General features: G+C 72.6%; 10 protein-coding genes. 2 read left to right on the plus strand and 8 right to left on the minus strand.

What is annotated here, in order from left to right; translation table 11 throughout:
* Positions 1-59: 59 nt before the first annotated feature.
* From purD to ACFRCR_RS12460, 7 genes are all read right to left on the minus strand, one after another.
* Positions 60-1,349, minus strand: coding sequence for a phosphoribosylamine--glycine ligase (gene purD / locus ACFRCR_RS12430; protein ID WP_377677904.1), 1,290 nt, complete (start codon positions 1,347-1,349; stop codon positions 60-62).
* An 11-nt stretch (positions 1,350-1,360) separates the two neighbouring features.
* Positions 1,361-1,921: a signal peptidase I gene (locus ACFRCR_RS12435; protein WP_377677905.1), complete on the minus strand. Its 561-nt coding sequence runs from the start codon at positions 1,919-1,921 to the stop codon at positions 1,361-1,363.
* Between the two features lie 54 nt (positions 1,922-1,975).
* Positions 1,976-3,328, minus strand: a complete 1,353-nt coding sequence (locus ACFRCR_RS12440; RefSeq protein WP_377677907.1) for an RCC1 domain-containing protein — start codon at positions 3,326-3,328, stop codon at positions 1,976-1,978.
* 75 nt (positions 3,329-3,403) lie between these two features.
* Positions 3,404-4,123, minus strand: a complete 720-nt coding sequence (locus tag ACFRCR_RS12445) for an LPXTG cell wall anchor domain-containing protein (RefSeq protein WP_377677908.1) — start codon at positions 4,121-4,123, stop codon at positions 3,404-3,406.
* A 1-nt stretch (position 4,124) separates the two neighbouring features.
* Positions 4,125-4,664 carry a hypothetical protein gene (locus tag ACFRCR_RS12450; RefSeq protein ID WP_377677909.1) on the minus strand — a complete coding sequence of 180 codons (540 nt, stop codon included), beginning with the start codon at positions 4,662-4,664 and terminating at the stop codon, positions 4,125-4,127.
* Positions 4,665-5,051: 387 nt separating this feature from the next.
* Positions 5,052-6,338: an adenylosuccinate synthase gene (locus tag ACFRCR_RS12455; protein WP_377677911.1), complete on the minus strand. Its 1,287-nt coding sequence runs from the start codon at positions 6,336-6,338 to the stop codon at positions 5,052-5,054.
* A 383-nt stretch (positions 6,339-6,721) separates the two neighbouring features.
* A complete protein-coding gene (locus ACFRCR_RS12460; RefSeq protein WP_377677913.1) occupies positions 6,722-7,162 on the minus strand; it encodes a DUF3151 domain-containing protein in 441 nt (146 codons plus the stop codon).
* 69 nt (positions 7,163-7,231) lie between these two features.
* On the opposite strand from ACFRCR_RS12460, the gene ACFRCR_RS12465 reads away from it, so the two are divergent.
* A complete protein-coding gene (locus tag ACFRCR_RS12465; protein WP_030151057.1) occupies positions 7,232-7,570 on the plus strand; it encodes an STAS domain-containing protein in 339 nt (112 codons plus the stop codon).
* A gap of 7 nt (positions 7,571-7,577) precedes the next feature.
* Here ACFRCR_RS12465 and ACFRCR_RS12470 read toward each other — a convergent pair whose 3' ends face one another.
* Positions 7,578-9,935, minus strand: a complete 2,358-nt coding sequence (locus tag ACFRCR_RS12470) for a SpoIIE family protein phosphatase (protein ID WP_377677915.1) — start codon at positions 9,933-9,935, stop codon at positions 7,578-7,580.
* 114 nt (positions 9,936-10,049) lie between these two features.
* On the opposite strand from ACFRCR_RS12470, the gene ACFRCR_RS12475 reads away from it, so the two are divergent.
* The gene (locus ACFRCR_RS12475; protein ID WP_138826418.1) at positions 10,050-10,505 is read left to right on the plus strand and encodes an STAS domain-containing protein; all 456 of its coding nucleotides are present in this window, start codon (positions 10,050-10,052) and stop codon (positions 10,503-10,505) included.
* Positions 10,506-10,585: the final 80 nt, after the last annotated feature.

Genomic DNA, 10,585 nt, shown 5'->3' on the forward strand with positions numbered 1-10,585 from the left:
TTCCTCATCCACCGGTCCGCCTCACGCGCGCGGCCCCATGGGCCGTCAGCGGCGCACGGTCAGCCCCGCGCAGCCTTCTCCGCGATGTCGGTCCGGTGGTGCGAGCCGGGCAGGACGACCTGGTCGACGCCCGCGTACACCCGACGACGCGCCTGCGCGAGGTCCTCGCCGCGTGCGACGACCGACAGCACGCGGCCGCCCGCGCTGCGCAGCGTGCCCTCGTCGAGCGCCGTGCCCGCGTGCAGGACGTGCACGCCCTCGACCGCCTCGGCACGGTCGATGCCCGTGATCGGGTCGCCGCTGCGGACGGTGGAGGGGTAGCCGTTGGCGGCGACGACCACGGTGACCGCGGCGTCGTCGGACCAGCGCAGGCGCGGGAAGTCCGCGAGCTCGCCGCGAGCCGCTGCGCGCAGCACCGCGGAGAGCGGGGTCGTGAGGCGGGCCAGGACGACCTGCGTCTCCGGGTCACCGAAGCGCGCGTTGAACTCGACCACGCGGGTGCCGCGGCTCGTGAGCGCAAGGCCCACGTAGAGGACGCCGGCGAACGGCGTGCCGCGGCGCGCCATCTCGTCGATCGTGGGCTGCGCGACCCGGGTCACGACCTCCTCGGTCAGACCTTCCGGGGCCCACGGCAGCGGGCTGTAGGCGCCCATGCCTCCCGTGTTGGGACCGGCGTCGCCGTCGAACGCGCGCTTGAAGTCCTGTGCGGGGGCCAGAGGGACGACGCTCGTGCCGTCGGACAGGCAGAAGAGCGAGACCTCGGGACCGTCGAGGTACTCCTCGATGACCACGACCGGGTCCCCCGCGCCGGGGCGGGGCGTCGCGAAGCAGGCCTGCGCGTGCTCGAGCGCCTCCTGCCGGTCGTCGGTCACGACGACGCCCTTGCCCGCGGCCAGCCCGTCGTCCTTGACGACGTAGGGGGCACCGAACGCGTCGAGCGCGTCGGCGACCTGGTCGATGTCGGTGCAGACGTGCGCGAGCGCGGTCGGGACCGACGCGGCGGCCATGACGTCCTTGGCGAACGCCTTGGAGCCCTCGAGCGCGGCAGCCTGCGCGCTCGGCCCGAAGCAGTCGATGCCGGCCGCGCGCACCGCGTCCGCGACCCCCGCGACGAGCGGTGCCTCGGGGCCGATCACGACGAGGTCCGCGCCGAGGCCGGTCGCGAGCGCCGCGACGGCCTCCGGGTCGACCGCGCTGACCGCGTGCAGGGTCGCGAGCTCGCCGATGCCCGGGTTGCCGGGGGCGGCGTGCAGCTCGTGCGCCTCCGCACCGGTGGCCACGGCCTCCTGGGCGAACGAGTGGACGATGGCGTGCTCGCGGGCACCCGAACCGATGACGAGGATCTTCACGGGACCGCAGTCTACCGATCCGGCGTCGTGGGCCCCTGGGCGTCCACGGCGTCGGGCGCCGCGGTGGCGTCCGCCTCCTGCTCGGGGCGCTTCCTCGAGGACGGCATGAGCGCGAACCCGACGAGGGCGCACGCCGCGACGACGATCGGGATCCCGACGGCCGGGCGTCGCAGGACCTCGACCGCGTCCCGGGCTCCCGGGATCCGGACCATGGGCACCAGGGCGTCCTCGACCACGTAGGGATCGGGGTCGTCGACCGGGTTGTTGTCGCCGCGCAGCGTCAGGGTCCGGGCATCCCCCGGCCCGTCCTCGACCTGGACGATGCGGTGCGTGACGAGCACCCCGTCGCGGGTGAAGACGCTCACGACGTCGCCGACCTCGAGCGCCCGGGCCGGGACGCGGCGCGAGACGATCCCGTCGCCGACCTCGTAGGTGGGGATCATCGAGCCCGAGACGACGACGAGGGACTGCAGGTTGCCCGTCTGGATACCGAGGAACAGCACGAGTCCGAGCACCCCGGCGACCGCGGCGACCGTGAGGAACGCGTCGCCGATGCGCTTGAGCCACTTCATGCGGGACCTCCGGGATGCTCGGTCCGCACGCACGAGGTCGAGGGAGTCACCGTGTCACCCCCAGGCGGACCAGGTCTGCACGACCGGCCACGGCCGGTATTTCTTGGGCGCCGCCGCAGGACCGCCCTCGATACCGAGCTGCCCCTGGGCGTTGCTCCCCCAGCAGTAGACGTTGCCTGCGACGGACATCCCGCACGCATGGTTGCTGTCGACGTCGATCGTGGCGAACTGCTTGCTGTCCATCTGGCCGGTCGTGATCTCGGACGGGCGGTCGACGACGGTCTGCGCCCACGACTCGTCGTACCCCACACCGGCCTGCCCGGAGGCGTTGTCGCCCCAGCAGTAGCCGTCTGCGGCGGCCGTGATGGCGCAGGCTGTCATACCGCCGAGGTCGATCGAGCGGACACCGATCTCGGTGAGCGCACCACGGACCTGGAGCGGCATGCTCGACAGCTCGACCTGGGCCCCGTCGTTCGACTGCCCGAGCTGCTTCTTCGCGTTGTCGCCCCAGCAGAACGTCCGCAGGGCGTTGTTCGGACCGGACCCGACGGCGCACGCGAAGTTCTGACCGACCGCCACGTCGCCGACCGCGAACCCTGCCATGGCACCGGTGGTCACGACCTGGACCGGCACGAGGGCGGCTTTCGTGGTGCCGTCGCCGAGCTGTCCGCGACCGTTCTCGCCCCAGCAGTACGGGACGCCGTCCGCCGTGAGGCAGGCGGAGGCCTCGCCGACACCGATGTCGGTCACGACCGCGGACGCGGGGAGGGCGCCGCCCGAGATCAGGACGGGTGCGGCCGAGCTCCCGGCCGAGGTGTGCGTGTCCCCCCAGCAGTACCCCTTGCCGCCGGAGACCACGCACGAGGAGTCCGCTCGCAGCTCGAGCCCGGTCACGGACCTGACGTCCTGCGACGCGACCCGGACCGGCACCGTCGAGCCGGTGACGCCGGGCTGGCCGACCTGGCCGTGGTCGTTGCGGCCCCAGCAGAACACGCCGTCGTCGGTCGCGGCGCAGGCGTGGGCGGCCCCGGCGTCGAGGTGGGTCACCGTCCTGCCCTGCAGCTCGCCGCCCACCGGACCGACGAACACGTCCGAGGACGTGGTGTCGCCGGTCCCGAGCTGGCCCGCGGAGTTGTCTCCCGTGCACCAGACCTGCCCGTCCGCGAGAGCGCACGAGAAGTCCTCGCCTGCGACGACGTCCGTCGCCGTGCTGGCGGTGGCGACGTCGACCAGCCCCTGGGAGTACACCGCGTCGGTCCAGGCGGCGACCGTCGGCTGGGCGCGACCCGCCCCCCAGAGGACCACCGAGGCAGCGAACAGGAGCACGAGCACCGCAGCAGCCCGCGGACGGAGGCGTCCGGAGCCAGGACCGCCCGAGCGTGCTCGAGGCGTCGTTCGGCTGGTCACGATCACTCCTCTCGTCCTGTTTCCTCGTCCTGCAGTCGTCCCGTACCGGTGCCCGTGGTCGTCACTCTCGTCGGCTCACCCGCGTCGTCGGCCGTTCTGAGCATCTCTCCGGCGTCGCACGAGGGCACCACCCACGCCGAGCAACCCTCCGGCGAGCGCGGCGAGGGCGGTGACCGTCGCACCCGTCGCCGCGAGCGACCCGCTCCCCGGGCGACCGCCGGACGCGGGCCGGGACGCGTCGTCGGGCACCCCGGTCCCGCTGCCCGCGGAGGAGCCGTCCTGCGTCCCCTGGATCGCGAGGTCGAATCGAACGGCTCCTGTCGCCCCGGCGGGCACGTCGTCGTCGAGCGTGACGGAGACCTTGAGCGAGGTCGTCGCGCCCGCGGGCAGGACGACGGCCTCGTGCGCCGCCCCGGCCTGCCCGCCCCGCCACCCGTCGACGAGGACGACCGCGCCGGTCGGGCAGTCGTCGTCTGCCCACGGGGCGTGGCACGCCTCGACGACGGTGCTGAGCGACGGTGCGAGCTCCCCGCTCGTCGTGACGCGGACCTCGACGACGGAGCCGTCGGTCGCGTGGGTCGAGGCCAGGTCGACGATGGTCGATCGGGTCTGGCCCGGCGACATGCCGTCGAAGGAGAACGACCGTGGCAGGGGGCTCACCTCCCCGGCCGACGCCCTGGCGGGCAGCTCCACGGCGACGGCGGCGCCGACTCCTCCGAGGAGCCAGGCACCGCCCATCGCGCAGAGGGTCGTCACCCCCACGACGGCGCGCGCCGTGCGTGGGGTCGACGTCATGTCAGGGAGTCACCTCGGTACCCGTGACCTGGACCGTGATCTTCGCGGCCTTGCCCATGGCACCCTGGTTCGGGCCGGTGACGCTGGTGTCCGGGTTCGTGAACTGGTACGTGACGTCGACCGGGACGACCTCGTTGGGTGCGAGCGCGTCGGGGTTCTCGCTTCCCGTGGGGTTGTAGGCGGCCGTGACCGTGAGGAAGGACGCGGCGTCGCCGGTGACCGTCACGACGGGGGTGTCGACGAGGTCCGCAGCGTGGGTCGAGGTCGCCGCGTTCCTGACCCACACGGTCCGGGTCACGGTCTCGCCGGGGGCGAGGTCCTCGACGACGGGGATCGTGAGCGCGACGCTCTCGGTGGTGCCCTCCTGGAAGCCGGTGTCGGCACCGGTCACCGAGCCCACCAGGTTGAAGGACGAGGCGGACACGTCACCCGCGAACCAGACGTTGTCGCTCCACAGAGCGCTGGTCGCGGCGACGCCGACCCCGAGGACGACCAGTCCTGCGAGCCCGATCTTGATCGTGCGGCTGCGTGATTCCTGCATGAGGTCGACACCTGTCTCTCGGTCAGGGAGAGCGCGACGTACGGCCGGCGTCGTCCCTGAAGCTTCCTTGCGGTCACCCCAAGAAGCGCCGTTTTCTCGACATTCTTGGTACGCCATTACCATAACGGGAACAATTCTCGTGGTGAAGACACGCCAGCGGGTTCACCCGGGCAACTTGTGCATCGCTGTCCGTTTTCTGACAGCCCGTGAGATGAAGGTCACACCGGCGCGGACGGTGCACGACAGAGGCCCTGCGCTCCGCGCGCCTCGTGGCGAACGGGGCACAGGGCCTCGGCGTGGTCGAGATGCCCGCTCCGGCCCGTTCCCTCCAGGGGAGGACGGGCTAGGACCGGTACGTGCGTCTCGGAAGTGCTGTCGGGTCGCCGCTCAGTGCAGCAGGTCGTGCAGCGGGATGATCGCGTCCCGCGACGGCCCCACGCCGATCGCCGAGACGCGCGCGCCCGAGAGCTCCTCGAGCGAGCGCACGTACGCCTGCGCGTTGGCTGGCAGGTCCTCGAACGTCCGGCAGCCGGAGATGTCCTCGGTCCAGCCGTCGAACTCGGCGTAGATCGGCTTCGCGTGGTGGAACGCCGTCTGGTCGGTCGGCATCTCGTCGTAGCGGACGCCGTCGACGTCGTACGCGACGCAGACCGGGATCTTGGGGATACCCGTGAGGATGTCGAGCTTGGTCACGACGAGGTCCGTGATGCCGTTGATGCGGCTCGAGTACCGGGCGATCACCGAGTCGTACCAGCCGCAGCGACGCGCGCGACCCGTGGTCACGCCGTACTCGCCGCCGGCCTTGAGCAGGTACTCGCCCATCTCGTCGAAGAGCTCGGTGGGGAACGGGCCCTCGCCGACACGAGTCGTGTACGCCTTGATGACGCCGATCACCGACGAGATCTTCGTGGGGCCCACTCCCGAGCCCGTCAGCGCCCCGCCGGCCGTCGCGTTGGACGACGTCACGAACGGGTAGGTGCCGTGGTCCACGTCGAGCATCGTGGCCTGGCCGCCCTCGAACAGGACGTTCTTGCCCGCGTCCAGCGCCTGGTTGAGGATCAGGGAGGTGTCCGCGACCATCGGCTTGACGCGGTCGGCGTAGGCCAGCAGCTCCTCGACGGTCTCGTCGACCGTGATCGCGCGCCGGTTGTAGACCTTGACCAGCAGGTGGTTCTTCTGGTCGAGCGAGCCTTCGATCTTCTCCGCGAGGATCTTCTCGTCGAACAGGTCCCACATACGGATGCCGACGCGGTTGATCTTGTCGGCGTACGCCGGCCCGATCCCGCGGCCGGTCGTGCCGATGCGGCGCTTGCCCAGGAAGCGCTCGCTCACCTTGTCCATCGTGCGGTGGTACCCCGCGATGACGTGGGCGCTGCCGGAGACCAGCAGGCGCGAGACGTCGACGCCGCGTGAGATCAGGTCGTCGAGCTCCTGGAAGAGGACCTCGATGTCGACGACGACCCCGTTCGCGATGACGGGGGTGACCCCGGGCGACAGGATGCCGGAGGGCAGCAGGTGCAGGGCGTACTTCTCGTCGCCGATGACGACCGTGTGCCCGGCGTTGTTGCCGCCGTTGAACTTGACCACGTAGTCGACCCGCGACCCGAGGAGGTCGGTCGCCTTGCCCTTGCCTTCGTCGCCCCACTGGGCACCGATGAGCACCACGCCTGGCATGGATTCCCCACTTTCAGACTGCCTGTTCCTCGGACCGGGTCACGGACCGGCACCGACCGGCACGTACGTCAGGACTGTCCGGTCGGCGAGCGACCGCGTCGCGCACCATCGACCGGGGGTCGACGCACGGCGCGTACCGCCGACGGGTCCTGCGCGGGCCCGAGGCGCGTCCGGGCGGCAGTCACCCGGAAGCCTGGACGAGTTTACCTGCCATTGACCTCGGCGGGCCCCTCGGCCCACCGAGGAGCATCCCGCGGCCCGACGACGCAGCGTGCGCGACGCCGTCGGCGGCGGGAGGGAGCAGGGCAGCGGGGCCCGCGACCACCCGGGCCGACGTCCGACGGCCCGGCTCACCCCGCTCGCCGCAGACGCCCGGGCAGGTCTCAGCCCGCGAGGGCACCGACCTCGTCGGCCGACGTCCCCGAGTCCACCAGGAACTGGGCGCAGCGCTCGGCCTCGCCGTCCTCGCCGATGAGCGACGCCGCGCGCGAGAGCGCGAGCAGCGCCCGCAGGAAGCCCTGGTTGGGCACGTGGTCGGCCGGGATCGGGCCCTGGCCGCGCCAGCCGGCGCGACGCAGCGCGTCGAGCCCCCGGTGGTAGCCCGTGCGGGCGAACGCGTACGCCGTGACGGCCGCGTGCTCGCCGCCCTCGCGCAGCGTGGCCTCGGCGAGGAGAGCCCACGGGAGCGAGGAAGCAGGGTGCGCGCCGGCGAGCGCGAACGTGTCGTCCCCCCGGGCGATCGCCGCGTCGACGTCCGGCTCGGCCGGGAGACGGACGGGCGCAGGCCCGTCGAGGAGGTTGCGGTGCGTGGGTGCGTGGGACATCCAGCGATTCTCGCAGGCTCCTGACGAGCGCATGTGCAACGAGACGCCCGGCACCCTAGAGTCATGAGCATGATCGAGATCTCCACGTCCCCCGCGACGACCACGCTCGTCATCGCCGGGGACCTCGATCTCGCGGAACGCGACCAGTTCCCGGAGATCGCCGCCCGCGTCGTCGGGCTGCGCCGTCAGCTCCTCGTGATCGACATGTGCCGCGTGACCTTCATGGACTCGACCGGCGCGGCCTTCCTCATCTCGCTCGCCGACTCCGGCCGCAAGCGCGGCGGGGCGACCGTCCTGCGCGGCTGCGACGACCGGGACCTGTTCGTGCTCGAGGTGTGCGGGGCCCTCGACCTGTTCCGCATCGACGCGGACCACCGCTGCGACCCGCCGGTGAGCGCGACCGCCTGACGGGCCCTCAGGCGCCCTCGGACCTCGCCCCTCGGTCCGCGCGTTCCGCGGCCGACCGCAGCCTGGCCCACACGAGCTTGCCCGAGCCGGCCGGCCGCCAGCCCCAGTCCGCGAGGCGCTCGACGATCTGCATCCCGAACCCGCCCATGCGGTGCACGTGCCCGTCGGTCGACACGGGCGGCGCAGGGTTCGAGTCCTCGACCTCGACGCGCAGGCCGTCCCCCGTGTCGAAGAGCCGCAGCGCGAGGTGCCCCCACCCGTGCAGGACACCGTTCGCGACGAGCTCGGACACGACCAGCTCGGCGTTGGCGCTGTCGCCGAGGTCCCACGCCTGGCAGGTACGCAGGACCGCGTGCCGCGCCCGACCGATCGACGCGGGCTCGCTCGGCAGGAGCCAGCGGCGGCTGCGGGGGCTCAGGGCCGACGTCACCGGGTCCGTCACGGGGTCCGGGACACGGACCACGACGAGCGCGACGTCGTCCTCGGGGGCGTCGGCGAGGCGCGACAGGAGCTCCTCGCCGATGCCCGCGGAGTCGATCGCCGTGATGGCCCGGGTCGCCTCGACCAGGGCGTCGAGGCCCACGCGCAGCGCCCGGTCCCGGCGCTCGATCAGACCGTCGGTGTAGAAGAGCAGGACGTCCCCCGGCTGCAGGTCCGCCCGTCCCGTCGCGCGCGTCCCGACCCCGAACCCGACCAGCGAGCCGCCCGCCTCGTTCAGCTGGGTGACCTCACCGCCGCGCAGGAGCAGCGGCGGCAGGTGCCCGGCCCGTGAGTACTCGATCGTCCAGCGCTGCGCGTCCCCGGTGGCGCCCTCGTCGGCGCCGGTCTCGTCCGTGCCCGGCCGGTCGGTGCCGTGCTCGTCGACGCCGTCCTCGGACGGCGGCTGCTCGTCGTGCCGCACGAGCGACGCGTAGACGAGGCTCGCGGACCGCGGGATGCGCATGCCGACCACGAGCTGGTCCACGCGCTCGAGGACCGGCCCGGGCGTCGTGAGCTCGTACGCGTAGGAGCGCACGACCGACCTGAGCTGCCCCATGGCCGCGGCCGCCTCGACGTCGTGCCCCACGACGTCCCCGATGACGAGCCCGACGACGTCGGGCGTGATCTGCAGGACGTCGTACCAGTCGCCGCCCACCTGGGCGTGCTCGGAGTTGGGCGCGTAGTACGTCCACACGTCGAGCCCGGTCACGTCCGCCTGCTCGGGGAGCATCGCACGCTGCAGGGTCTCCGCGAGGCGGTGCTCCCGGGCGTAGAGACGGACGTTGTCGATCGCGAGACCGGCCCGCCTCGCGAGCGTGCGCAGGACCGCGTCGGCGCTCTCCGGGTCCGACACCGTGCCGGGTGACGCGGGCAGCCCGCTCGTCGCGAGCACCCCCAGGACGCGACGGCGCCCCGCGATCGCGTGGAGCAGCACCTCGCGCGGCGCACCCACGAGCGAGGAGGTGCGCTGCCGGACGTCCCGGCTCAGCCAGCCCGACGCCGACCACTGCGGGTAGTCCGCCGACAGGTCGAGCCGGACGGGACCGTCGATCCGTCCGTCGAGCAGGTCCTGCACGGTGTCCTGCAGGTCGATCACGGTCCCCGGGACCAGGAGGGCGGGCCCCGTCGCGTCGCCCAGCGCGTCGGTCTGCCCCATGGCCCCCTCGACGATGCCTGCACCGTCCGCGATGTACCGGCCGTGGCGCTGCCCGCGCCCGCTCGGTGGGGTCGTGGTGTCGATGCCCTCGGCGAACCGGAGCCCGTCGTCGTTCATGTAGAAGCCGGCCCACTCCACGAGCGCCCCCTCGAGGACGTCGCAGATCTCGCGCAGCGCGAGCGGGTAGTCCAGGTCGTTGAGCAGGTCCGAGGTCTCGGTGATGATCGCGAGCCCCGCGCGCTTGCGCCGTTCGAGCTCGAGCGACGCGAGCTGGGCCGCCGACCGGTCGACGTGCTCGGTGACGTCGACCATCGAGCCCGCCCAGTGCCCGACCTCGCCACCGGCCTCGTCGACGGGCGCGAGCGTGAGCTGCACCCAGATCATCGACCCGTCGTGGCGCTCGTGCTCCACGGTGCGCTTGACCTCGCGGCCCTCGAGGACGCCGGCCCGGAAGTGCTCGGCCTCCGACTGGTCCGCAAGGACGTCCGACAGGAACTGCGGCCGACGCCCGACGACCTCGTCGGTCGAGAAGCCCGTGAGCCTGCTGAACGCGTCGTTGACCCACAGCACGGGCATGCCCGCGGAGGCCGGTCCCAGGAGGAACGCCGCGACGCCCGCGCGCTGGACGGCACGCGCGAGAGTCTCCGCCCCGCCGTCCGGCAGGGACGTCCCACCGGCACGCGGAACGTGGCCCCAGGAGCCCAGACCCAGGCTCGACGAGCCGACCATTTCCACCTCCGAACGACACTGCCGTGAGCGCGTTACTGTCCCGAGTGGACATTCAACCGTAGATTGGTGATCTCCGAGACCTGTGCGGGTCCGGTCCACGCTGGGAGGAGCAACGTGCGCGACGGTAACACCACGGCTGGTAGCGAGCCCGAGGACCCCGAACTCGGGGCGAGCGGCGTCGTCACGGACCAGGCCGATCCTGCGAGCGTCCACGTCATCGTCGGGGCGACCCGGGCACGGATCGTCCTGTCAGGTGAGATCGACGCCGATCTCGGCGCCGACCTCCTGGACGCGACGGCCGACGCCGAGGCCACGGGCCTGCCCGTCGAGATCGACGCCCATCACGTGACCTTCATGGACTCCTCGGGCGTCGCCTTCCTCGCACGGCTCGCGACCCGCGGCCCGCACCGGGTCCGGGTGCTGCGCGCCCCGCCGACGGTGCGGTTCCTGCTGGAGGTCACGCGCATCGGGGACATGCTCGACATCGTCGACGAGGACCCCGGCTTCGACCTGCCCGACGGCGTCACGCACCTCAACGGGAGCCGTCGCCTCCCACGCACCGACCGCTGACGCGGCCCGCCCGGCCCACGCTCCGCCGTCGGGCACCCGCGCCCCGGACGACACGCAGCAGGCCCCGGTCCTGACGGACC

The sequence above is a fragment of the Oerskovia sp. NPDC056781 genome, from assembly GCF_042789955.1.
In the GTDB taxonomy this organism is placed as follows: domain Bacteria; phylum Actinomycetota; class Actinomycetes; order Actinomycetales; family Cellulomonadaceae; genus Oerskovia; species Oerskovia rustica.